Source organism: Curtobacterium sp. PhB170 (assembly GCF_003752345.1).
Taxonomy (GTDB): Bacteria; Actinomycetota; Actinomycetes; order Actinomycetales; family Microbacteriaceae; genus Curtobacterium.
Genome location: NZ_RJUM01000014.1, coordinates 20,731 through 43,608, shown reverse-complemented (window position 1 = coordinate 43,608; position 22,878 = coordinate 20,731). Strand labels below are relative to the sequence as shown.

At 70.9% G+C, this 22,878-nt stretch carries 25 protein-coding genes and 2 tRNA genes; 15 read left to right on the top strand and 12 right to left on the bottom strand.

Going from position 1 to position 22,878, the window contains the following annotated elements; translation table 11 throughout:
* The first annotated feature begins 13 nt into the window (after positions 1–13).
* Complete coding sequence (locus tag EDF40_RS17295) at positions 14–1,081, top strand: mechanosensitive ion channel family protein (RefSeq protein WP_123341114.1); 1,068 nt, start codon at positions 14–16, stop codon at positions 1,079–1,081.
* Complete coding sequence (locus EDF40_RS17290) at positions 1,078–1,590, top strand: globin (protein ID WP_395863208.1); 513 nt, start codon at positions 1,078–1,080, stop codon at positions 1,588–1,590. The genes EDF40_RS17295 and EDF40_RS17290 overlap by 4 nt, the downstream gene beginning before the upstream one ends.
* A 180-nt stretch (positions 1,591–1,770) precedes the next feature.
* Here the strand turns inward: EDF40_RS17290 and EDF40_RS17285 are convergent, their stop codons facing one another.
* Together EDF40_RS17285 and EDF40_RS17280 are read right to left on the bottom strand one after the other, a co-directional pair.
* On the bottom strand, positions 1,771–2,613 hold the full coding sequence (locus tag EDF40_RS17285) for an NAD-dependent epimerase/dehydratase family protein (RefSeq protein WP_123341115.1): 843 nt from the start codon (positions 2,611–2,613) through the stop codon (positions 1,771–1,773).
* Positions 2,614–2,650: 37 nt separating this feature from the next.
* A complete protein-coding gene (locus tag EDF40_RS17280) occupies positions 2,651–3,352 on the bottom strand; it encodes a hypothetical protein (RefSeq protein WP_123341116.1) in 702 nt (233 codons plus the stop codon).
* 47 nt (positions 3,353–3,399) lie between these two features.
* On the opposite strand from EDF40_RS17280, the gene EDF40_RS17275 reads away from it, so the two are divergent.
* Positions 3,400–4,263 carry an acyl-CoA thioesterase II gene (locus tag EDF40_RS17275; protein ID WP_123341117.1) on the top strand — a complete coding sequence of 288 codons (864 nt, stop codon included), beginning with the start codon at positions 3,400–3,402 and terminating at the stop codon, positions 4,261–4,263.
* Here EDF40_RS17275 and EDF40_RS17270 read toward each other — a convergent pair.
* Together EDF40_RS17270 and ettA are read right to left on the bottom strand one after the other, a co-directional pair.
* Positions 4,250–4,705, bottom strand: a complete 456-nt coding sequence (locus EDF40_RS17270) for a thioesterase family protein (protein ID WP_123341118.1) — start codon at positions 4,703–4,705, stop codon at positions 4,250–4,252. The two genes, EDF40_RS17275 and EDF40_RS17270, sit on opposite strands and share 14 nt — an antisense overlap.
* A gap of 32 nt (positions 4,706–4,737) precedes the next feature.
* Positions 4,738–6,423: an energy-dependent translational throttle protein EttA gene (gene ettA / locus EDF40_RS17265; protein WP_111086790.1), complete on the bottom strand. Its 1,686-nt coding sequence runs from the start codon at positions 6,421–6,423 to the stop codon at positions 4,738–4,740.
* A 129-nt stretch (positions 6,424–6,552) separates the two neighbouring features.
* Between ettA and EDF40_RS17260 the strand changes: the two genes are divergently transcribed.
* Positions 6,553–7,281, top strand: coding sequence for a hypothetical protein (locus EDF40_RS17260; protein ID WP_148053908.1), 729 nt, complete (start codon positions 6,553–6,555; stop codon positions 7,279–7,281).
* Between the two features lie 29 nt (positions 7,282–7,310).
* Here the strand turns inward: EDF40_RS17260 and EDF40_RS17255 are convergent, their stop codons facing one another.
* The 3 genes from EDF40_RS17255 to msrA form a co-directional block, all read right to left on the bottom strand.
* The gene (locus EDF40_RS17255; protein ID WP_123341120.1) at positions 7,311–7,916 is read right to left on the bottom strand and encodes a single-stranded DNA-binding protein; all 606 of its coding nucleotides are present in this window, start codon (positions 7,914–7,916) and stop codon (positions 7,311–7,313) included.
* A gap of 123 nt (positions 7,917–8,039) precedes the next feature.
* Positions 8,040–8,243 (bottom strand): methyltransferase, encoded by a 204-nt coding sequence (locus EDF40_RS17250; protein WP_111086793.1) that lies wholly within the window; start codon positions 8,241–8,243, stop codon positions 8,040–8,042.
* 37 nt (positions 8,244–8,280) lie between these two features.
* Positions 8,281–8,808 carry a peptide-methionine (S)-S-oxide reductase MsrA gene (gene msrA, locus EDF40_RS17245; RefSeq protein WP_123341121.1) on the bottom strand — a complete coding sequence of 176 codons (528 nt, stop codon included), beginning with the start codon at positions 8,806–8,808 and terminating at the stop codon, positions 8,281–8,283.
* A 158-nt stretch (positions 8,809–8,966) separates the two neighbouring features.
* Between msrA and EDF40_RS17240 the strand changes: the two genes are divergently transcribed.
* Entirely contained in the window at positions 8,967–9,233 is a 267-nt protein-coding gene (locus tag EDF40_RS17240; protein WP_123341122.1) for a hypothetical protein, read from the top strand.
* Between the two features lie 89 nt (positions 9,234–9,322).
* Positions 9,323–10,624, top strand: a complete 1,302-nt coding sequence (locus tag EDF40_RS17235) for a hypothetical protein (protein WP_123341123.1) — start codon at positions 9,323–9,325, stop codon at positions 10,622–10,624.
* 90 nt (positions 10,625–10,714) lie between these two features.
* On the opposite strand, the gene EDF40_RS17230 is transcribed toward EDF40_RS17235, so the two are convergent.
* A tRNA-Arg gene (locus EDF40_RS17230) sits at positions 10,715–10,787 on the bottom strand.
* 112 nt (positions 10,788–10,899) lie between these two features.
* On the opposite strand from EDF40_RS17230, the gene EDF40_RS17225 reads away from it, so the two are divergent.
* Genes EDF40_RS17225 through EDF40_RS17215 form a run of 3 tightly spaced genes read left to right on the top strand, consistent with a single transcriptional unit; the run spans position 10,900 to position 14,152 of the window.
* Complete coding sequence (locus EDF40_RS17225; protein WP_123341124.1) at positions 10,900–11,691, top strand: cytidylyltransferase domain-containing protein; 792 nt, start codon at positions 10,900–10,902, stop codon at positions 11,689–11,691.
* Positions 11,688–12,560 carry an N-acetylneuraminate synthase family protein gene (locus EDF40_RS17220; protein WP_123294011.1) on the top strand — a complete coding sequence of 291 codons (873 nt, stop codon included), beginning with the start codon at positions 11,688–11,690 and terminating at the stop codon, positions 12,558–12,560. Before EDF40_RS17225 ends, EDF40_RS17220 begins: the two co-directional genes overlap by 4 nt.
* Positions 12,561–12,586: 26 nt before the next feature.
* On the top strand, positions 12,587–14,152 hold the full coding sequence (locus EDF40_RS17215; RefSeq protein WP_123341125.1) for a DUF6716 putative glycosyltransferase: 1,566 nt from the start codon (positions 12,587–12,589) through the stop codon (positions 14,150–14,152).
* Here EDF40_RS17215 and EDF40_RS17210 read toward each other — a convergent pair.
* Positions 14,096–14,356 (bottom strand): thioredoxin family protein, encoded by a 261-nt coding sequence (locus EDF40_RS17210; RefSeq protein ID WP_123313641.1) that lies wholly within the window; start codon positions 14,354–14,356, stop codon positions 14,096–14,098. The genes EDF40_RS17215 and EDF40_RS17210 overlap by 57 nt on opposite strands.
* A 29-nt stretch (positions 14,357–14,385) precedes the next feature.
* A complete protein-coding gene (locus EDF40_RS17205) occupies positions 14,386–14,676 on the bottom strand; it encodes an oligoribonuclease (RefSeq protein ID WP_111086801.1) in 291 nt (96 codons plus the stop codon).
* An 81-nt stretch (positions 14,677–14,757) separates the two neighbouring features.
* Here EDF40_RS17205 and EDF40_RS17200 point away from each other — a divergent pair, with 81 nt between their 5' ends.
* From EDF40_RS17200 to EDF40_RS17180, 5 genes are all read left to right on the top strand, one after another.
* Positions 14,758–15,198: a MarR family winged helix-turn-helix transcriptional regulator gene (locus EDF40_RS17200; RefSeq protein ID WP_123341126.1), complete on the top strand. Its 441-nt coding sequence runs from the start codon at positions 14,758–14,760 to the stop codon at positions 15,196–15,198.
* A complete protein-coding gene (locus EDF40_RS17195) occupies positions 15,195–16,436 on the top strand; it encodes an MFS transporter (protein ID WP_123341127.1) in 1,242 nt (413 codons plus the stop codon). Before EDF40_RS17200 ends, EDF40_RS17195 begins: the two co-directional genes overlap by 4 nt.
* A 795-nt stretch (positions 16,437–17,231) precedes the next feature.
* A complete protein-coding gene (orn, locus tag EDF40_RS17190) occupies positions 17,232–17,870 on the top strand; it encodes an oligoribonuclease (RefSeq protein WP_123294017.1) in 639 nt (212 codons plus the stop codon).
* 75 nt (positions 17,871–17,945) lie between these two features.
* A tRNA-His gene (locus EDF40_RS17185) sits at positions 17,946–18,021 on the top strand.
* Between the two features lie 124 nt (positions 18,022–18,145).
* Complete coding sequence (locus tag EDF40_RS17180) at positions 18,146–18,490, top strand: metallopeptidase family protein (RefSeq protein WP_123341128.1); 345 nt, start codon at positions 18,146–18,148, stop codon at positions 18,488–18,490.
* A gap of 125 nt (positions 18,491–18,615) precedes the next feature.
* On the opposite strand, the gene EDF40_RS17175 is transcribed toward EDF40_RS17180, so the two are convergent.
* Positions 18,616–19,881 carry an acyl-CoA dehydrogenase family protein gene (locus EDF40_RS17175; RefSeq protein WP_123341129.1) on the bottom strand — a complete coding sequence of 422 codons (1,266 nt, stop codon included), beginning with the start codon at positions 19,879–19,881 and terminating at the stop codon, positions 18,616–18,618.
* On the bottom strand, positions 19,878–21,311 hold the full coding sequence (locus EDF40_RS17170; protein WP_123341130.1) for an LLM class flavin-dependent oxidoreductase: 1,434 nt from the start codon (positions 21,309–21,311) through the stop codon (positions 19,878–19,880). Before EDF40_RS17170 ends, EDF40_RS17175 begins: the two co-directional genes overlap by 4 nt.
* A gap of 102 nt (positions 21,312–21,413) precedes the next feature.
* Here EDF40_RS17170 and EDF40_RS17165 point away from each other — a divergent pair, with 102 nt between their 5' ends.
* On the top strand, positions 21,414–22,805 hold the full coding sequence (locus tag EDF40_RS17165; protein WP_123341131.1) for an MFS transporter: 1,392 nt from the start codon (positions 21,414–21,416) through the stop codon (positions 22,803–22,805).
* Positions 22,806–22,878 lie beyond the last annotated feature (73 nt).

Below are 22,878 nucleotides of genomic sequence, written 5' to 3'. Positions count from 1 at the left end.
GCATCGACCGGATATGACCTTGGCTGCAGAGACCTCCGACGTCCCGAAGTGGGCATCCAACGCGTTCACCCAGTTCGTCGACGCCTGGCACATCCCGATCACGATCGTGATCACGATCATCGCGGCGATCATCCTGCGCGTGATCCTCCGCCGGATGATCAAGCAGATCGTCGACCGTGTCGTGAACGGCGTGAAGAAGCGTCAGGGCGCCGAGGACACGCAGGCACTCATCGCGTCGCCGGTCCAGACCGCGCGCGTGGTGCAGCGGACCCGCACCTTGGGCAGCGTGCTCGAGAACCTCGCGACGGTCATCGTCGTGGTGGTGGCCCTTGCGATCATCATCCCTGTGGCGATCCCGAACGCCGCCGTCGGCATCGTCGGTGGCGCGTCGCTCGTCGCCGCGGGCCTCGCCGTCGGCGCGCAGTCGATCGTGAAGGACCTGCTGTCCGGCATCTTCATGATCCTCGAGGACCAGGCCGGCGTCGGCGACGTCGTCGACACCGGGCAGGCCACGGGCGTCGTCGAGAACGTCGGACTCCGAGTCATGCAGGTGCGCGACGTCAACGGGATCCTGTGGTTCGTGCCGAACGGGCAGATCCTGCGCGTCGGCAACCTGTCCCAGGGCTGGTCGCGCGTCCTCGTCGACATCACCGTCCCCTACGACACCGACATCGACGCTGTGCAGGACGCCCTGCTCGCGGCCGCCGTCACCATGTCGCAGGAGCCCCGCTGGCGCCAGCGCATCGTCGAGAAGCCCGAGATCTGGGGGCTGCAGTCGGTCTCCCCCGACGGCATGGTGTTCCGCCTCGTCGTGAAGACCCGCGCCTCCGAGCTCGACGTCGTCGGCCGCGAACTCCGCGCCCGCCTGAAGCACGCCGTCGACGAGCTCGGCATCACCCTGCCGGCGATGGCGATGATCATGCCAGAGGGCTGGGAGAACGCCACCTCGATCAACGGCCTGCGGTCCGTGCAGACGCGTCCCACCCCGGCACCGACCAAGCCGCGCCGCACCAAGCGCAACGTGCTCGGGCAGCCGATCCGCACCGACGACCACCACGACGGTGGGAAGGACCCCCAGTGACCGATCCCACACCTCCGAGCAGTGGCCCCGGCGGGGCTGGTCTCGGCATGCCCGGCGTGCCCGGCGTGCCCGGCGTGCCCGGTGTTCCGGCGCAGCCCATCACGCTTCGGGTCGGCGAGCACGGCGTCTCGGCCACCGGCTCGCTCTTCGACCGCATCGGCGGCGCCCCGACCTTCGACCGGCTCGTCCGCCGCTTCTACGAGGGCGTGCAGCAGGACGACGTCATCTGGCCGATGTACCCGGCCGACGACCTCGAGGGCGCGATCTGGCGCCTGTCGGCCTTCCTGCAGCAGTACTGGGGCGGGCCGGGCACCTACAGCGAGGAACGCGGGCACCCCCGGCTCCGGATGCGGCACAACCCGTTCCGCATCACGTCCGAGGCCCGCGAGCGATGGCTGCACCACATGCGCGAGGCCGTCGAGTCCCTGCAGCTCGCACCCCTCGACGAGGCCGAGCTCTGGGCGTACCTCGACCGCGCAGCGCACGCCATGACGAACACCTTCGACTGACGCCAGCTCTTCAGTCGCCCAGGTTCCGCCTGCCGCCCAGGTCCCGCCTGCCGCCCAGGTTCCGAAATCTGCACATCTCGGCGCCGCCTCGCCCCGTTCGTGGAACCTTGGCGAACAGTGCGCGGCGTGTCGTGGAACCTCGGCGGCGCTGACGCCGTCGTCGAGGGCCGTTCGTCGTCCTCAACGCACGTACGAGCCGGTGGCGAGGTCCTGGACCAGGGACGGGTGGGTCGGTTTCCAGCCGAAGGCCGAGCGGGCGTGGGCTCCGGACGTCTCCTGGTGCAGCAGCAGCGCGTCGGCGAAGGCCCCACCGAGTCGCTCGCGCGAAGCGTCGACGCTCTCGGCGACGACCGGTGCGCCGTGCGCCCCCGCTTCGGCGAGTTCGCGCACCGTCGGGTTGTCCCCGGTCGCGGCGACGATGTACCCGTCCTGCTCGGCACGCTCCAGCGCGAGGACGTAGAGCTCGCCGAGGTCGTCGACGTGCACCGTGGTCCAGCGCTGTGAGCCGTCACCGACCAGCGTGACCGGCTGGGTGCCATCGCTGACGAACATCGCGGGGATGCCGGCACCGCGCCCGTACACGATGCCCGGGGCGACGATCGTGGTCCGCACGTCGCTCGCCCGCACGGCAGCCTCGTTCGCCGTACGCCACGACGTCAGCTCGGGCGGATCGATCGGCGACTGCTCGGAGATGTCCGTCGAGTTGCCGAAGGTGAAGATGCCGCCGGTGTGCACGAACGGCTTCGGTGTGCCGACGGACGCGCGAAGGACCGTCGCGGTGAAGTCCGGGTCGACGTCGGGCGCGGACGCCGTGTGGACGACGCCGCCGGTCTCGTGCAGCAGTCGTTCGACGACCTCGGTGTCGGTGACGTCCCCGACGAGGGCGTGCCCACCGGCGTCACGCACGTGCTGCGCCTTCTCGTCGGAGCGGACGATGGCGGTCACCTCGTGCCCGTGGGCGACGAGGGCGCGGAGGACAGAGGAGCCGATGTACCCGGACGCGCCGGTGAGCAAAACGTGCATGCGGCCAGCCAACCACCTGGCCTGGACGCGGCGTTCGCTACAGGTTCAGGGTCCAGGCGCGGCGTTTGACGAGCACGTGCCCGCGCGATGTCGTCAGGCGGCTCCACGGACCCGTCTCGAACAGGCGCACCGGGTCGTGCCCGAGGAAGCCGAGGCTCTCCCCTGCGAAGCCTGCACCAGCGGGCAGGTGCTCGATGCCCGGCACCGGACGGCCCCAGACCTCGGATCGCACCTTGCGGATGATCGCCTCACCCGCGTTGGTCGGGACAGCGTCGGCGACCTCGGCGATGCCGTCACGGGTGGCGCGGCGCAGCAGCTCCGGCGAGACGTCGGGCAGCGGCACCCATCCGCCACGGGGCGGGGAGATCGCCGCCCACGTCACGGTGTGGACCTCGTGCGGGAGCTCGACCTCGATCGGGGTGGCCCGCGTCGGGTCGGCGCCGTCGGCGTGCTCGGCGTCCTGCGCCTCGGCGAGGAGCCGGAGCCGCTCGAGCAGCGACTGCAGCGGCACCACGACGTCGATCGTCGCGGGCTCGGTGAGCGAGAACGTGCGGAGGCCGAGTACCGTCGGCAGCTCGTCGAGGAGCCCGAGGGGGTACAGGATCGCCGTGTAGACCGCGAGGACACCGGAGTCGGCGATGAGCCGGACCGAACCGTCCTCGATCCGAGCGGCACGTCCGAGGTACGTGCGGAGGTCCCCGAGGGAGGCGGCGTCGGGAAGCGTGAACGAGGTGCCCATGTCGAACCGATCCTACCGGCGCACCCTGTGTTCGTAGACTGCACCACGTGAACGGCGAACCCGACTTCCTGCGGACACTCCGACTCGAGGACACCGGTGCGAGCACGGGTGAGACGATCCTCACCGGTGCGAACCACTGGTCCCCCGGCGGGCGGGTGTTCGGCGGCCAGGTGCTCGCTCAGTGCATCGTCGCTGCGCAGGCCACCATCGAGGGGCGTGACATCCATTCGATGCACGGGTACTTCCTGCGCCCCGGCGACATCGACGTGCCGATCACCTTCGGCGTCGAACGCATCCACGACGGTCGGTCCTTCGCGACGCGGCGCGTGCAGGCCTACCAGCGCGGTGTGCCGATCTTCTCGATGATCGCGTCGTTCCAGGTGCCGGACACCGGGGTCGAGCACCAGGACCCGTACCCGGTCGACACGCCGTCACCGGAGTCGCTGCCGTCCGCCGCGTCGATCCTGTCCACCATCGACCACCCCGTCGCCAAGGCCTGGGCCGAACGGTCGATCGACCTGCGGCACGTCGAGGGACCGGTGTTCGTCGACGTGCAGGGCGAGCACGTGCCGCACCAGGCGGTCTGGTTCCGTGTGCAGGGCGACCTGCCGGACGACCCGTCGCTGCACCGTGCGGTCCTCGGGTACGCCAGCGACTTGTCGATCCTCGAACCGATCATGCGGCGGCACGGCGTCGCCTGGGGCACGCCCGGCGTGAAGAGCGCCAGCCTCGACCACGCGATGTGGTGGCACCGCGACGGTCGGGCCGACGAGTGGGTCCTGTACACGCAAGAATCCCCCAGCGCGCAGGGCGGCCGCGGGCTCGCGTTCGGTCGGATGTTCTCCCGCGACGGACGCCTGCTGGCGACCGTGGCGCAGGAGGGCATGATGCGGGTCCCTACGGGCGGCTGAACTCCACCGGGGCCTCGAGGTACGGCTCGCACGCCGCGCGCTCAGCCGAGGTCAACCGCCGAGGACGGTTCGTGGCGGCGTCCACCATGACGAGCGCGGTCGTCGCCCGGGTGTAGAGCTCGGCCGGCTGCTGCCCGACCGGCGACCAGACCTCGTACGACACGTCGACGCTCGCCCCACCGAGCCGCCCGATCCACATCTGGATGTCGAGCGGCTGGCGCAGGTACGGGATCGATGCGAGGTACTCGAGGCGCTGTCCGGCGATCACCGTCATCGTGCCGGAGCCCGGCCGACCGTCGATGATCGGCTCGGGCAGGCTGCCGTCAGCCGACAGCTCACCGGCGTCCGGGCCCCAGAACCCCACGATGCGCGCCTCTTCGAGCAGGCGCAGCATCGCGGAGTTGTTGACGTGGCCGTAGGCGTCGATGTCGCTCCACCGCATGCGGATGGGAGCGTGCAGTCTCGCCACGCGGGTCAGTCGCGGGTGAGCTTGCGGTACGTCGCGCGCCCGGGCTTCGCGGCGTCGGCACCGAGGCGCTCGATCTTGTTCTCCTCGTACGCTTCGAAGTTGCCCTCGAACCAGTACCAGTTCGGCGTGCCGTCCTCGTTGAGGCCTTCCCACGCCAGGATGTGGGTCGCGATGCGGTCGAGGAACCACCGGTCGTGGGTGATGACCACGGCGCAACCGGGGTACTCGAGCAGGGCGTTCTCGAGGCTCCCGAGGGTCTCGACGTCCAGGTCGTTGGTCGGCTCGTCGAGGAGCAGCAGGTTGCCGCCCTGCTTGAGCGTCAGCGCGAGGTTCAGACGGTTGCGCTCACCACCGGAAAGGATGCCGGCGCGCTTCTGCTGGTCCGGGCCCTTGAACCCGAACTGCGAGACGTAGGCGCGGGACGGGATCTCGGTCTTGCCGACCTGGATGTAGTCGAGCCCGTCGGACACGACCTCCCACAGGTTCTTGTTCGGGTCGATGCCGCCACGGCTCTGGTCGACGTACGAGATGTCGACCGTGTCGCCGATCTTCAGCGTGCCGCCGTCGAGGGGTTCGAGCCCGACGATCGTCTTGAACAGCGTCGTCTTGCCGACACCGTTCGGGCCGATGACGCCGACGATGCCGTTGCGGGGCAGCGTGAACGACAGGTCACCGATGATGACGCGCTCTCCGAACTGCTTGTGCAGCTTCTCGGCGTCGATGACCTGCGAGCCCAGACGCGGGCCTACGGGGATCACGATCTCCTCGAAGTCGAGCTTGCGGGTGCGCTCGGCCTCGGTGACCATCTCTTCGTACCGGGCGAGACGGGCCTTCGACTTCGCCTGACGGCCCTTGGTGTTGCTGCGGACCCAGTCGAGCTCGGAGGACAGGCGCTTCGCGAGCTTCGCGTCCTTCTTGCCCTGCACCTCGAGGCGCGCACGCTTCTTCTCGAGGTACGTCGAGTAGTTGCCCTCGTACGGGTAGAGGCGACCACGGTCGACCTCGGCGATCCACTGGGCCACGTGGTCCAGGAAGTACCGGTCGTGGGTCACGGCGAGGACGGCACCGTGGTACTGCTGCAGGTGCTGCTCGAGCCACTGCACACTCTCGGCGTCCAGGTGGTTGGTGGGCTCGTCGAGCAGGAGCAGGTCGGGCTTCTGGAGCAGGAGCTTGCAGAGCGCGACACGACGCTTCTCACCGCCGGACAGGTGCGTGACGAGCTCGTCCCCCGGGGGGCACTGGAGCGCGGCCATGGCCTGCTCGAGCTGCGAGTCGAGGTCCCACGCGTCGGCAGCGTCGATCTCTTCCTGCAGCGTGCCCATCTCGGCGAGGAGCGCGTCGAAGTCGGCGTCCGGCTCGGCCATCAGGGCGGAGATCTCGTTGAAGCGGGCGAGCTTCGCGTGGATCTCACCGACGCCTTCCTGGACGTTCTCGAGCACGGTCTTCGTCTCGTCGAGTTCCGGCTCCTGCATGAGGATGCCGACGGTGAAGCCCGGCGTCAGCTTCGCCTCACCGTTCGACGGCTGGTCGAGACCGGCCATGATCTTCAGGATCGTCGACTTGCCCGCACCGTTCGGTCCGACGACGCCGATCTTGGCGCCGGGGAGGAACGACATCGTGACGTCGTCGAGGATCAGCTTGTCGCCGACCGCCTTGCGGGCGCGGACCATCTGGTAGATGTACTCAGCCATATCGGTGCAAGTCTACTGACGGATCGCCGGAACCCGCACGGGGGGTGTTGTCCTCGCGTACTTCGACGTACCGTGGCCTCGCCTTCGACCAGAGGCATCGTCGTCCATGCGGAGATCAGGATCAGGATCATGACCAGAACACGTTTGCACCGACTCGCACTCCCCTTCGTCGGGGCCATCGCCCTCGCAGCGGCCCTCGTCGTCCCGACGGGCACCACGTCGACGGCGTCCGCCGCGACCGTCGCCCCCCACGGCACCCCGTTGGTCGAGTACACGGCCAACATCACCGAGGGTGGTTCGGGGACGGGCTACTCGTCCTACATCAACGTGCACGACGCCTACAACAACGCCTTCTCGGTCGGGATCCAGTCGGACAAGGGGTCGACGGTCAGCAAGGGCGCCCCGCGGTTCATCTGGGAGCGCGTGCAGAACGGCAAGTTCACCTACGGGTACCTCGGTCCGGCGACGCACAACGTGACACCCGTCGGACTCCGCTTCTACCCGAACAACGTCGGCACGTTCTTCGCGAACGGCCACACGATCGCCGCGGTCGGCCTGAACCTCAAGGGCCGGCTGTTCTTCAACGTCGAGGGGAACGGCCGTCTCAACGGCGACGTCGTCCACTCCTCGATGCGTGACGTGAAGATCACCGTGCGCAACAAGCCCGGTGTGAGCGGACTCCAGGGCACCTGGAACCCGAACTTCTCGTTCCACGGACTGAAGGCCAAGCAGACCAACCCGGGCAAGGTCCAGGGCGCGACGTTCTGGGTCGACGGTCGGGTGTCCGGGCTGCCGAAGGGCGGCAACTGGGACACGACCGAGGTCGCCGGCATCGCCATGATCACCCAGCGCTGGTAGCGCCCGGGTCGGATTCCGTCGAGGGGACCTCACGCCGCCATCCGCGTGCTGGGGTCCCCGTCGTCGTCTGCGGGTCGGCGAGGATCCTGCCCGATCGCGTCCGGGGAAGCAGGATCGGGCTGCGGGTGACCACCGTCGGCGTCGAGGTCGTGGTGGTCGAGGTCGGGGTGGTCGCCGTCGATCTGCGTGTCCGCGTCCGGACCGGCAGCGCCGATCTCGCCCGTGCGCGGGTCGACCGTCTGGGCAGGTCCGGGAGGCGCGGTCGGCTCCCCGGTGTGACGAGGGACGCGGACCCAGTTGCTGATGCCCCACGCCAGGTCGTGCCCAATGCCGTCGGCGTCGATCTCGACCGACGTGCCGCCCCGGCCATCGCGCTCCCAGGTGCGGATCCGGACGCGTCCGGACACGACGATGCGGTCGCCCTTCTTCAGGGACTTGAACACGTTCGACGCGAGGGAGCGGAACGCGGTGACGGTGTACCAGTTGGTCGCACCGTTGACCCAGGCCGCGCTGGCCCGGTCCCATCGACGTGACGGTGAGGCGAGGCGCAGGCTCGTGATGGCGATGCCGGTCTCGGTGACGAGGTGACGGGGTTCCGTGGCGACGATTCCGCAGACGGTGATGATGTCGTTCATGCGTCGATCGTCATCGAGCCCGGGGCTGCGGAAGCAGCCCCGGGCTCGATCTGTGGCGTGTGGACCCGATCAGGCGACCTGTGGAGGACGAGTCCCCCGGGCCTCCTGTCCGGCCCTGGACCGCTAGTGCGCTCGGAACTCGGGCCGCGCCGCGAGTGGGCCGAGCGCGGCGTGCACCGCGCCCTTCGCCGACTCGAGCGACGGGTAGAGCCCGCCGGTGCGCCCTCGTCCGTAGAGCTCGACCTGGAAGCCGTCCGCGGCACGGTGGATGCTGCCCACCGCACCTGCCGGACCGATCGCGACCCAGGTCCCGGTGTTGTTCGTCATCGTTCGACCACCTCCTCGTGGCCCCGACGCCCGAGGATCAGGACGTCAGGATGTACTGACTGTAGGCCTTGCGGACCTTGTTCACCTTGGGCAGCGCGACTGCGAGGCAGTAGCCCTGACCGGGGTTCTTCGCGAAGAAGTCCTGGTGGTACTCCTCCGCCGGGTAGAACGTCGTGAGCGGCTCGATCGTGGTGACGATCCCGCCGTCCCAGATGTCGGACGCGCGCTCGATCGCCTGCTCGAACAGTGCGCGCTGCGCGTCGTCGGCCGGGAACATCGCCGAGCGGTACTGCGTGCCGACGTCGGCACCCTGCCGGTTGAGCTGCCGCGGGTCGTGCAGCGTGAAGAACACGTCGAGGATGACCTCGGCCGGGATCACCGTCTCGTCGAAGGTGACCGCGACCGCCTCGGCGTGACCGGTCGACCCCGTGCACACCAGCTCGTACGACGGGTTCTCGACCCGGCCACCGATGTAGCCGGACTCCACGTCCTGCACGCCCTGCAACGTGCGGTACACGGCGTCGAGACACCAGAAACATCCACCTGCGAGCACGAACGTGGTCATGGCCACAACCTACCTCCCCGACATCTGCGCGGGGCCGGACCGGGGACATGCCCTCCACAGCACGCACCGCCCACTCCGCCGTCCACGATGCGTCAGCACGGCCCCGGCGTGTCGGTGGTGGCCCGTAGCGTCGAGACCACACCGACCAGGAGGCCACGATGCAGACCACGACCGAACCCGCACTGCGGATCCGCACCGTCCCGCTCTCCCGGTCGCGCGGCGACTACCGCATCCTCGACGTCCGCGACGACCTGAGCCGCGTGACCCGCGCCAACGGCGAGATCGTCGGCTACGTCGACCGCATCGACGTCGCCGGTGGCACCGCCTACCGCGCCCGTCGCTACGTCGCGACCGAGCGTCGGTTCGTCGAGCTGCCGAACGTGTGGTCCGCCGACGACGCCGTGGACTGCCTCCGCTGGTCATGATGTTCCAGATTGGAATCGTCTCGGGTCGGATGCGCGGAACGCCGTTCGTCCTCCCCGGGGCCTGACCGTTTCGTGAGTATGGTGCGCGCATGGACTGGTGGAACGACCTGACCGACTGGACTGCGTCCGACAACGGGTGGCGGGTGATCTCGGGTGCCGTGATCCCCTTCGTCGCCATCGTCGTCGCCGGCGTGATCGCGGCGCTCATCGGACGGGGTGCGACCAAACGGGTCGTCGCCCTGCAGGAGCGCGAGTCGAAGAACGCCGCCGTCGCGGCGATCATCTCCGCGGCGCGCAAGGCCGCTGCCTGGGGTTCGCTCGGGCACGACGAACGCGGCTACGCGGACCACCTGGCAGAGGATGCCGACATCCGGCTCCGGCTGCTCCCCGTGCCGGGTGCGCCCCTCGCCGCCAACTGGGCACAGCACGAGATCGCCGACATCAAGAAGAACTCGTCGACCTTCAGCTTCCAGGCCGACCAGTCGCTCGCGGAGTTCCGCGACCGCCTGCTCGAGTGGCAGGCCCGTCCGGGCCGCGCACGCAAGCTCTTCAAGGCCGACCTCGAGCGCTGGAAGTTCGAGTCCCCCGACCCGGATGCCGACCTGATCAAGCGCCAGCAGGACTGGAACGCCGACCAGAACAGCACCGCCCGCCCGCAGACCCCGGCAGCGCCCGCTCAGGCCGCTCAGGCCGCTCCCGTCGAGCGCCCGACGCCGACGACGACTTCCCTGCGTCCGGCACAGCGTCCAGGAGGCACGCCCGCCTCCGCGCCGTCGGCCCCGGCCAACGCCGGGTCGGCCCCCGCCGGTGGCGCCCCCGCTGCCGCAGCCGGGTCGGCGTCCGCTCCCGCTGCAGGACCCGGGTTCTCGGTGAACCGCGGTGGGTCGGACGCCAACGCCACCCGCTCCTACGGCGAGAACACCACCCGCGTCTACGGTGACGACGCCGCACCGCCCGTGCGCCCGGCGCTCGGCACCCCCACGTCCCCCGCACGCTCCACCCCGAGCCGCGGCACCGACGACACCGAGGTGGTGGACGACGACGCCGTCACCAAGGCCTTCGGTGACACCGACCGGGTGACCCCGGCCCGCGGCACCGACCGTCCCGCGTCGTCCGCCGTCGCGACGCCGGCGCCCACCTCGGCCGACGCCCACGTCAACCGGACGCCCGCCAACGACGTCCCGACGACCCCGGGCGCACCGACGACCCCGGCGTCCGCTCCTGCTCCGAGGGTCGAGACCCCGGGCACGACGAACACGACGTCGATCCCGACCCGCATCACCCAGGCGCCGGCAGAGCCCACGGACGCGGACGAGACGTCCGAGGCGACGCACACGCAGCCGATCAGCGCCTCCGAACTCCGCCGCCGCGCCACGGACGACGACGAGTAGCGGGCACGGACACCCAGCACCCAGCGTCCGACACCCCCCACGAACGAGCAACGGGCCGCCATCCGATCGGATGGCGGCCCGTTCGCGTCGTGCCCCCGGCAGGAATCGAACCCGCGGCACGGTGGGTAGAAACCACCTGCTCTATCCACTGAGCTACGGAGGCGAGCGACGTCGATTCTAACCGGGACCCGCCGGTCGAGCGGTTCCGGAACGGTTCGGCCGTCGTCTGCCCGCAGTTCGCCTCCGGGACACCCGCGCTTCGTACCGTCCGGGAGATGCACTCCTCTGCCACCGTCCTCGCCGTCGTCCCCGCACGCGCCGGCTCGAAGGGCATCCCGGGCAAGAACCTCCGGACGGTCGGAGGTCGGTCGCTCGTCCGCCGGGCCGTGGAGTCGGCACGCAGCGCAGCACTGATCGACGCCGTGGTCGTCACGACCGACGGTGACGCCATCGCCGCCGAGGCCCGCGCCGCCGGTGCCGACGTGGTCCGACGGCCGGCCGACCTCGCGGGCGACCAGGCGTCATCGGAGTCCGCGCTGCTCCACGTGCTCGACGAACTCGAGGCCGCCGGCGGTGCGCTGCCCGAGGTCCTGGTGTTCCTGCAGGCGACCTCGCCGTTCATCGACCCGGACGACCTCGACACGGCGATCCGGCGCGTCTCGGAGGGGCACGCCGATGTCGTGTTCGCCGCAGCGCCGTCGCACGCGTTCCTGTGGCGGATCGCCGACGACGGTTCCGCCGTCGCTGTGAACCACGACGCGGCCATCCGTCCGCGTCGCCAGGACCGCGCGGCCGAGTACCGCGAGACCGGCGCCTCGTACGTCATGCGGACCGACGGCTTCCGGCAGCACCGGCACCGCTTCCACGGCCGCGTCGAGCTCATCGCCGTCGACCCCGCCGGCGCGATCGACATCGACGACGAGACCGACCTGATCACGGCCGAAGCCGCGGCCGATGTCACGGCCGAAGCCGCGGCCGATGTCGTCGCTCCCCAGATCCCCGACCACGACCACGATCACGACCCATCCCCGACGCGGGCAGCCCCCGCACTGAACGGAGCACCATGACCGTCACCATCGGCACGTCCACGATCGGCGCGGGCCACCCCGCGTACCTCATCGGCGAGATCGGCCTCAACCACAACGGTGACGTCGACATCGCCAAGCAGCTCATCGACGTCGCCGCCGACGCCGGGCTGCAGGCCGTCAAGTTCCAGAAGCGGACTCCGGCGATCTCCACCCCCGAGCACATGAAGAACACGCCCCGCAGCACCCCGTGGGGCGAGATGACCTACCTGGAGTACCGCTACCGCGTCGAGTTCGACCGCGACCAGTACATCGAGATCGGCGACCACGCGACGCTGCGCGGCCTGGACTGGTTCGCCTCCCCCTGGGACGAGCCGTCAGTGGACTTCCTCGAGGACCTCAACGTCGTCGCGTACAAGATCGCCTCGGCGTCGGTGACCGACCTCGGGATGCTCGCGGCCGTCGCCGCGACCGGCAAGCCCGTCATCCTGTCGACGGGCATGTCGACGCTCGAGCAGATCGACGCCGCCGTCGACGCCCTCGGCACCGACCGCCTCGTGCTCATGCACGCCACGTCGACGTACCCGCTCCCCGCCGAGGAGGCGAACCTGCGCATGATCGACACCCTCGCGCACCGCTACTCGGGCGTTCCGGTCGGGTACTCCGGCCACGAGCCGGGGCTGCAGATCTCGATCGCCGCCGTTGCCCTCGGCGCCACCGCGGTCGAACGGCACATCACGCTCGACCGCACGATGTGGGGCTCGGACCACGCGGCCTCGCTCGAGCCGCACGGCCTGAAGACCCTGGCGCGGGACATCCGGATCATCGAGACCGCGCTCGGCGACGGGGTGAAGCGGATCTTCCCGGGCGAGCGGGCGCCGCTCGCGAAGCTGCGCCGCGTCGGCGCGTGAGCGGAAGCCACGCGAGCAGAGACCACGTGAGCAGCGACCGCGTGAGCGGCCCGGTCGACGAGACCGGCGCCCTGGACGTGCCGGCTGACGGGGGTGCGTCGACCGTCGGATGGGAGGCGCGCCTCCCGTCCGGCCCGTCACCCCGCGGCCGACGTGTGGTCGCCCTGGTCGACACCGACTCGTTCGCCAAGTGGGGCGCCCACCTGCTCGCGGCGGCGCCGGCCGGCTGGGACCTCGACCTGCGGACCGTCGCGACGCCGCGTTCGGCCAGCGCGAAGCAGCTGCGCTCGGCGTTCCGCGGGCTCGACGCACGACTCGCGCACCTGCGGACGACTCCGCCGACGCCGAAGGACGTCGATGCCGTCGTCGAGGAGCTTCGCGTCGATCCGCCCGACGCCGTCCTCGTGTCCCTGATCGGCCCGGTCGCCGAACTCGTCATCGACGAGGTGCACCGCCGGATCCCGGACCGGCCGGTGCTGGTGTCCGGCCTGCCGGGCATCTCGTTCCCGGCGAAGTGGAAGGGCATCTTCTTCCGTGCGCGTGCCGACCTGTTCGTGCTGCACAGCCACCGCGAGGTGCGGGCGTACGAGGAGATGGCGATCGGGGGCGGTGTCGAGCCGCACTTCGCGCTCGCCACGCTGCCCTTCGCCCGGAGCGGGAGCACGGGCGCGACCGCGAGCGCCAGCACGGGCGCGAACGGTGCGCCCGTCCGCGACGCCGTCGTCTTCGCAGCCCAGCCGAGCGTCCCGCTGGAGCGCGTCGACCGGGCCCTCGTCGTGGAGTGGCTCGTCGCGACCGCACGGCAGCACCCGGAGTGGCGCGTCGTGATCAAGACCCGCGCGGCCGCCGGCGAACACCAGACGCACCGCGAGGAACACCCCTACCCCGACCTCGTGCCGGCCGACGCACCGGCGAACCTCGTGGTCGAGAGCGGGCCGATGGCCGAACACCTCGACCGTGCGGTGGCCCTCGTGACGATCAGCTCGACGGCGGTGCTCGAAGCGGCCGCACGTGGTGTGCCCGCGCTGACGCTGACGGACTTCGGCATCGGCCGCCACCTCATCAACGAGGTGTTCGTGTCGAGCGGCCTCGAGGGCGACTCGGTCGACCTGGTGGACGGCCGGTTCGGGACGGTCCGCCCGAGCTGGATGCAGGACAACTACTTCCACCCGGCCTCGGACGACGACTGGCAGCGCCGGCTCACCGAGCTCATGGTGCAGCGGGACGCCGGGACCCTCGTCGACCGGGAACCCGCACGCCGCAGCCGGGGCGGGGTGCTGCGCCGGGCTTGGGAGCGGAAGAACGCCCTGGGCGGAGCGGACCGCTCGGCGCTGGGCTGGCTCGCGCTCGTGATCGGGGCGCCGATCCGGACGACGAAGCGGCTGGCGCGGAAAGCCACGGCGCTGGTCGACCCGCCGGAGCCGGTCGTGGTGGCGGCGCCGACTTCCCAACGGGCGGCGGGCGGCGCGGGCGGCGAGCGCGTGGCGGGCGGCGCGGGCGGCGAGCGCGTGGCGGGCGGCGCGGCGCACGCCGCGTCAGAGGGCCTTGGCGATCGCCAGCAGGAGCTGGTCGCGGGTGGGGACGCCGGGTGAACGGAAGACCTCGGCCCCGTCCTCCCGCCGCACGATGATCGTGGGCGTGGAACGGATGCCGAGGTCCTCTGCGTCATCGGGGTACGACGCCACGTCGCGTTCGGTCACGGCGAGCCCGGGGACGAGCGCCGACGCCTCGGCCGACACCCGGCGGGCGGCGGCGCACGGCGCACAGAAGGCGGACGTCCAGAGGTCGAGCTGCATGTGACCGTGCAACGCGGCGGCGCGGGGTTCTACTCCCGGTCGAACTCGCCGCTGCGGTCGCCGCGGTCGGCGAGGTCGTCCACCGGGTCGGACTCCCCCGGCTCGTAGGTGAACTCGACCGAGGTCTGGTCGAGGACCTGACGGGACTTGGTGGCGCGGTAGGTGAAGGCCGTCTGCAGGCCCTCGACGTCGGCGAACACCGTGACCTCGTCGTCCAGCGCGTCGCTCGTCGCGGTGCGGGTGTCGGTCGTGCCGTCGAAGGGTCCGCCGTGGAAGATCGCGGTGTACTCGTCGCCTTCGTGGATGGTGATGTCGCTCATGCATCCCTTCTACCAGGCGGCCCCTGATGCGGTCTGTTGCGGTCTGTTGCAGAACGCATAGCATTGCTATATAGTTCAGCTATGGAAACAACGCGTGCGCAGACGATCGAGACACTCCTCGTCTCCGTCAACCGCCTGATCCGCAGCGCCGCGCAGTCGACGGGCAACACCACGTCGGCCGCGGTCTGGCGCACGCTCGGCATCCTCGAGTCCGACGAGCCGCTCCGGCTCGGTGAACTCGCGGCGGCCTCGCGCGTGGCGCAGCCCACGATGACCCGGCTCGTCACGGGCATGCTCGCCGACGGCCTGGTCACGCGGAGCGTCGACCCCGACGACTCCCGCGGCCAGCTCATCGAGATCACCGACGCGGGGCGCGCCCGGCTCACCGCCTGGCGCGCCACGCTCACCGACACGGTCGGCCCGTTGTTCGCCGACCTCACCGACGACGACTGGGACGTGCTGCACCACGCGTCCGTCCTGATCGCCCAGCGCACCAACACCAGAACGGAGACCACCGCGTGAACGCCCACGCACCTGCCGGCCAGTCCGGCTCCATCCTCAAGCAGTCCTCAGCGGTCTGGGCGATCGCCTTCGCCTGCGTCGTCGCCTTCATGGGCATCGGCCTCGTCGATCCGATCCTCCCCGCGATCGCTGGATCGCTCAAGGCGACCCCGGCGCAGACCGAACTGCTCTTCACGAGCTACCTGGCCGTCACCGGCGTCGCGATGTTCTTCACGAGCTGGGTCTCGAGCCGCATCGGCGCGAAGCGCACGCTGCTCATCGGCCTGGCGCTCATCGTCGTGTTCTCGGTCCTCGCCGCGACGTCGAACAGCGTGTGGAGCATCATCGACTTCCGTGCCGGCTGGGGCCTCGGCAACGCGCTCTTCATCTCCACCGCCCTGGCGACCATCGTCGGTGCAGCGTCGGGCGGGACCGCCTCGGCGATCATCCTGTACGAAGCAGCGCTCGGCCTCGGCATCGCCGTCGGCCCGCTCGTCGGCGGCCTGCTCGGGTCGGTCAGCTGGCGCGGCCCGTTCTTCGGCGTCACCACCCTGATGGCCGTCGCGTTCATCGCCATCGTGGCGCTCCTCAAGACCGGCAGCCTCGAGAAGCCCACGCCCACGAAGCTCTCGGCGCCGTTCCGCGCCCTCGGCCGTCCCGCGCTCGCCGCACTCGCCGCGACCGCGCTCTTCTACAACATCGGCTTCTTCGTCCTGCTCGCCTACACGCCGTTCCCGCTCGGCTTCGGTGCGCTCGGCATCGGCTTCACGTTCTTCGGCTGGGGGCTCGGTCTCGCGATCACCTCCGTCTGGGTCGCCCCGATGCTCACCGCCCGTCTCCGCAGGACGACGGTGCTGAAGATCGCGCTGCCCCTGCTGGCACTCGACCTCTTCGCCGCGGCCGTCGTCGTGGACTCGCAGGTCGGCCTCATCATCTGCGTCATCATCGGTGGACTCGTGCTCGGTGTTCTGAACACGGTGCTCACGGAGTGCGTCATGGAGGCCACGGACCTGCCCCGCTCGGTCGCCTCGAGCGCCTACTCGGCCGTCCGCTTCATCGGCGGCGCCATCGCCCCGCCCGTCGCGACCCTGCTCGCCGACGCGTACGCCCCCTCGGCCGCGTACGTCTTCGCCGGAGCGTCCGTCGCCGTCGCGTTCGTCGTCATCCTCTGCACCACGAAGGTCCTGCGCCGCGTGGACGACGGTGCCGAGCCAGAGCGCATCGAGGCCGAGGCGATCGGCGCCGGCGAGATGTCCTAGCCGCACAGCTCACCCTCCCCGCCCCGCCCCGCCCCGCTGCCGCTTCCGCGAGCGGGCGAAACACCCGGGTGCCTCCCGACGCAGCCCGGGTGTTTCGCCCACTCGCGCTCTGCCCACGCACGTCCGCCTGCCGTCGTCCGCCCGGCTGGCCGGCCGCGAGCGGGCGGAATGTCTGGGTCCCCTGCAACGTGGCCCGGGTATTTCGCCCGCTCGCGCTCTGCGCACTGGGCGCGACCAGCCTGGAGGCGCGGCGCCGGTCCGACGGACAGCCACCGGGCCTCCAGGTGGTCATCGTCACCGCCGGGCGTGCGTCCGCCCCGCCCCCTCGGCCGGCCCGCTCGCCGAGCGGGCGAAACACCTGGGTGCCTCCCGACGCGACCCGGGCATTCCGCCCGCTCGCGCTGGCGCGGAGTGGCCAGAGCGCAGCCCCTCCCCAGGGTCTCGCCGAGCGCCTCGCCGAGCGGGCGAAATGCCCGCGTCACCCCGCCGCGCAACCGCGGCATTCCGCCCGCTCGCGGTGCGCGCACTGGACGCGACCAGCCGGGAGGCGCGGCGCCCGCCCGGCGGACCGGAACCGGGCCTCCAGGCCGTCACCACCACCGCCACACGCGCCTCCGGCACCGCCGCGCCCGCGAGCGGGCGAAACACCCGTGTGCCCCGCGACACGACCCGGGCATTTCGCCCGCTCGCGGGTTCGGGGCACGCGACCGCGCACCAGCCGCGGACGCGAGCCCCACAGCGGCCGCGCACCACCTGCGCACGGGGCGCGCGCGGGCCGGGAATAGGATCGTGCACATGGCAACCGCGAATGACCGCCTCGTCTGGATCGACTGCGAGATGACCGGCCTCGACCTCGAGGTCGACGAACTCGTCGAGGTGGCCGTGGTCATCACCGACTTCGACCTCGAGCCCGTGCACCCCGGATTCGACATCGTGATCAAGCCGGACCAGTCCGCGCTCGACAACATGAACGAGTTCGTGACGAACATGCACGTCACGTCGGGACTCATCGAGGAGATCCCGAACGGCGTCAGCCTGGCGGACGCCGAGTACCAGGTGCTCGAGTACATCCTCGAGCACGTCCCGGCCGAGGGCACCGCTCCCCTGGCCGGCAACACCATCGGCACCGACCGGGCGTTCCTGTCCAAGTACATGCCCCGCGTCGACGGCCACCTGCACTACCGCAGCGTCGACGTGTCGAGCATCAAGGAGCTCTGCCGCCGCTGGTTCCCGCGCGTGTACTTCAACTCGCCGGAGAAGCACGGCGGGCACCGTGCCCTCGCGGACATCCTCGAGTCGATCCGCGAGCTCGAGTACTACCGCCGCGCCGGCTTCGTCGCCGAGCCGGGGCCGACCACGGACGAGGTGCGAGCCGTCCAGGCCGAGGTCGTCGAGAAGTGGGAACCGCGCTTGGCACAGCCTGCGGCCGAGTGACGACACGGGTGGTCGGCACCGCCCGCAGCATGTACTACTATTGAGTGGTCGCGCCGGTCCGCCGGTGTGTGCATGGTGGATATAGCTCAGTTGGTAGAGCGCCTGGTTGTGGTCTAGGAGGTCGCGGGTTCGAGACCCGTTATTCACCCCAGTCGAGGGAGAGTCCTGTTGCGTGTGACGCAACCGGGGCTCTCCCTCAGTGTTTGTCTGGGCGCCTCCGGCGCCGTGCGGCTTCGCCGCGAGTGGTCAGGGCGGTGTGGGACGATCCCTGCGTGATGGAGATGTCCGCCGACGACTTCGAGCAACTCGTGACCGACGAACTCGACCTGCTCCCCGACGAGATGGTCGACGGGCTCGACAACGTGGTGTTCGTGGTCGAGGACGAGCCGGAGAACGGCGAAGAGCTCTTCGGCGTGTACGACGGCATCGCGGCGACCGAGCGCGGGCAGTACGGCTTCGGCGAGCTGCCCGACCGCATCGTGGTGTTCCGCAAGCAGCACCTGGCCGAGTGCGACACCGTCGAGGAGCTCAAGGACGAGGTGCACACCACCCTCGTGCACGAGATCGGGCACTTCTACGGCATCGACGACGAGCGGCTGCACGAGCTCGGCTGGGCGTAGGCGCCCCGAGACTCGTCGCGCGGGGGCCGAGACTCGGGCTGCACGACACTTCTCGGCGCTCGGGACGCGAGAAGTGTCGCCCACGCCGAGTCTCGCCGCCTCCGCCCGGACAGCCCCCGCGCCCCTCAGAACCGCGTCGGCCCCACCTCGTGGTACTTCTCCCACGCGTCCACCGGCCCCCGCCCGTGCAGCGCGTACTCCCCCACGAGCCGCTCCTTGTAGACGGCCGGGTTGTGCGACGCCACGACGCGCGCGTTCCGCCAGTGCCGGTCCAGCGCGCGCGTCCGGTCGGCAGCGGACGCCCCGCCGACCTCGAACAGCTCAGAGCACGACCGGAGAACCCGCGGCCCGATCTCGACCTGCGCCTGGTACACGGCGTTCTCGGCGGCATCGAGCAGCACGTGGTCGACCCCGACCCCCGGCTCGTTCGTCGCGACGACCTGGTCGAGCAGCCCCGCGGCCGCGACGACGAGCGACCGGGCGGTGAACGCCCCGGCGGACAACCGACCGAGGACCGCCAGCACCTGCGGGTCCTCCCCCGGCGTCGCCGCGTTCGCGTGGATGTACGTCCGGGTCCGCGGCCGCACGAAGGCGACCGCATCGTCGGACACCGCCTGTCCGATGCCGGCCAGGACGGCCAGCAGGTACAGCTGGAAGAAGGCCTGGATGTGCGACAGCGGTGCGTCCTTGTACGCCGACACCACGGCGGGGTCGACCGGCACACCCTCGAAGACCGTGGTGCCGGAGGCGGTCAGCCGCTGGCCGAACCCGTCCCAGTCGTCGACGCTCGTCACGCCCGGCGCGTCGACCGGCACGGCGAACGTCACGCGGTCCCCCGAGCGGTCCGCCGCCAGGTAGATCCAGTCGGCGTAGAGCGTGCCGGTCGAGTAGAACTTCCGCCCGTCGAGACGGAGGGAATCGCCAGCCGGCGTCACCGTCGTCGAGATGTCGGCCAGGGTCGTCCCGGTCCGCTCCGAGGTCGCGTTCCCCACGATCGCCCCGTCGACGATGCGTTGGAGCCACTCATCCCGTCCGGCCGACGATCGCCGGAGCAGCACGAGTTCGGTGTACCCGAAGTGCCCCCGCCACAGGTGCGCGATGTTCGAGTCCGCGGCCGCCAGGTCCGCCACCAGGTGCACGAGTTCGACCAGGCTCACGCCGAACCCGCCGCGGTCCTCGGGGACGCGCAGCCGCCCGAACCCGGCGTCGGCGAGTGCGCGGACCTCGGCGTGCGGCAACGGCCGGTCGCCGGGGGTGCCGGAGGCGAGCTCGCGCTCGACCGCGCCCTCGCGGATGGTCGCGAACACGGGTGCGAAGCGTTCGCGCAGGGTCGCCAGACGATCGGCCGGGAGGCCCGTCACCCGTCCGTCGGTCGTCGTCGCGTCCGTCATGCGGTCACCTCCACGGCACGTGCCGCGTTCGCAGGCGCCGTCACGGTCGCGCTCGCGCCGCCCGTGAACGCGCCGCGCCACTGCCGGGCGGGGTGCGAGTCCGGCAGCTGCGGGTGCCCGAAGAGCTTCTCGCGCAGGGTGCCCTCGCGGTACTCGGACTGCATCAACCCACGCTCCTGCAGGGTGGGCGCGATGTGGTCGACGAACTCCTCGTACGAGCCGGGCAGGGTCCAGTTGATGACGTTCACCCCGTCGACGCCGACGCGCTGCCAGTCCGCGAGTTCGTCGGCGATCTGGTCGGGCGTGCCGACGACCCGGGCACGGAGCTTGGCGGACAGGCGGGCGAGGTCGGCGATGGTCGGTTCGCGGTCGCCGGCGGCCTCGCGGAGCCACTGCAGGTGCGACTGCCCGGCGTGGGTGCGGACCTCGGACAGCGGGGTGTCCGGGTCGAGGGCCTCGCCGGTGTCCGGGTCGAAGCCGAGGTTCGAGTGCACCAGGAACCCGTCGGCGGCCAGGTACTCGTCGATCTCCGCTTCCTTGGCCTTCGCCTCGGCCTCGGTGGACCCGGTGACGAAGGTCAGCCCGAGGAAGAACGCGATGTCCTCCCGCCGACGCCCGGCTGCCTGGGCGAGGTCGCGGGTCTCGCGGATGAGCTGCTCGGTGGCGTCGCGGTTCGAGGTCAGGATGAACTGGGCCTCGGCGTTCCGTGCGGCGAAGGCCCGACCGGCGGGCGAGGAGCCGGCCTGGAACAGCACCGGCGTCCGCTGCGGGCTCGGCGCACTCAGGTGCGGCCCCTGCACGTCGTAGCGCTTCCCGTGGTGATCGATGCGGTGCACCTTGTCGGGGTCGGCGTAGCCACGCACCGGGTCCTTCAGCACGGCGCCGTCCTCCCACGAGCCCTCCCAGAGCTTCGCGCAGACCTCGAGGTACTCCTCGGCCCAGACGTAGCGCTCGTCGTGCTCCTCGAGCCGGTCGGCGCCGAAGTTCCGGGCGGCGCTGTCGAGCGCGCTCGTGACGACGTTCCAGCCGATCCGGCCCCGGGTGATGTGGTCGAGGGTGGAGACCTTGCGGGCGAAGTCGAACGGGTGCGACTGGATGACGCTCGACGTGAACGCCAGGCCGAGGTGCTCGGTCGACACGGCGAGCGCGGAGAGCAACACCGAGGGGTCGTCCGAGGGGATCTGCAGCCCCTCGCGCAGGTTGGTCGAGTAGTCGCCGCGCCCCGGCCCGTAGGTCCCGACGACGTCGGCGAAGAACATCGCGTCGAACTTGCCGCGCTCGAGGGTCCTCGCCAGGTCGGTCCAGAGCGTGACGTCGTCGAAGTCGGCCTGGCGGGCGTCCGGGTGCCGCCAGAGGCCGTGCTGGATGTGCGACGTCGTGTTCATGACGAAGGCCGCGAAGCGCAGCGGTCGGTTCGGTGCATCGCTCATGCACCCCATCGTGGTCGGCGGGCACCGCCGGACGACAGCGACGTGACCTTCCGTTACGCGCGGTGTTCCCCCCGGCCCTGGAGGCGACCATGCTCCTGAGGCATGCCGACCCCGAGCACCGTCACCGCGCCTCCCGGCCGTCCCGCCGCACCGTCGACCACCGCGACCCGCCGTCGCGTCGCCCTCGCCTCGTTCGTCGGCACGACGGTCGAGTACTACGACTTCTACCTGTACGCGACGGCCTCGGCGCTGGTGTTCGCACCGACGTTCTTCCCGTCCGTGACGCCGGCCGTCGGGGTCATCGCGTCGTTCGCGACCTACGGCGTCGGGTTCGTGGCGCGGCCGCTCGGCGGAGTGATCGCCGGCCACCTGGGTGACCGGATCGGGCGGAAGAAGCTGCTCGTCGCGTCCCTGGTGCTGATGGGCATCGCGTCGACCCTGATCGGGGTCGTGCCGTCGGCGGCGACCATCGGGGTCGGTGCCGTCGTCGCGCTGGTGTTCCTGCGGCTGCTGCAGGGTGTCGCCGCCGGCGCGGAGTGGGGCGGGTCTGCACTGCTGTCCGTCGAGCACGCACCCGAACGGCACCGCGGGCTGTTCGGGGCGTTCACGCAGATGGGATCGGCGGGTGGGATGCTGCTCGCGACCGGCGTGTTCACCGTGGTGCGGTCCCTGCTCGGCAACGAGGCGTTCCTGGCCTGGGGGTGGCGGCTGCCGTTCCTGTTCTCCGCGGTGATCGTGGCCGTCGGACTGGTGATCCGGCTCGGTGTGCAGGACGCTCCGGTGTTCCAGGAGCTGCGGGCCTCCGGCGGGGTCGAGCGGTTCCCGGTCTGGCAGGCGATCCGGCACCACCCGCGCGCGATCCTGGTGACCGCCGGACTGCGCCTGGTGCAGCCGGCGCTGTACTCGATCCTGACGACGTACTCGCTGACGTACCTCTTGGCGAAACGCGGCGAGGAAGGGTCGGCCGCCGGGCTCCAGGCGGTGCTCGTCATCTCGGCGGTGTCGCTCGTGTCGACGCCGTTCTGGGGGTGGCTGTCCGACCGGGTGGGACGCCGCGTGCTCACGATCTGGTCGGCCGTCGGCATCGCCGTGCTCATCTGGCCGTTCTTCGCGTTCCTCGACGCCGGGCCGCTCGTGCTGCTGCCGCTCGTGGCGCTGATCGGGATGTGCGTCTTCCACGACAGCATCTACGGGCCGCAGGCAGCCTGGTTCGCGGAGCAGTTCCCGACCGGTCGGCGGTACTCGGGGATGTCGCTCGGGTACCAGATCGGGTCGATCTTCTCGGTGGGACTCACGCCGCTGCTGGCCGCGGTGTTCGTGGAGCTCGGTGGGGGCTCGCCGTGGATCCTGTGCGGGTACCTCGGGGTGTACGCGGTGCTGACCATCGTGGCGGCGGTGTTCGCGGTGGATCCGGTCGCGCGGGCGCGGGGCGGTGCGCGGGGCGGTGCGCGGGGCGCTGCGCGGGGCGCTGCGCGGGGCCGAGTCTCGCGGTGAGCGACAGTTCTCGCGCTCGGGCGTCCGTGAACTGTCGCTCAGCCCGAGACTCGGCGCGGCCGGCCCGAGACTC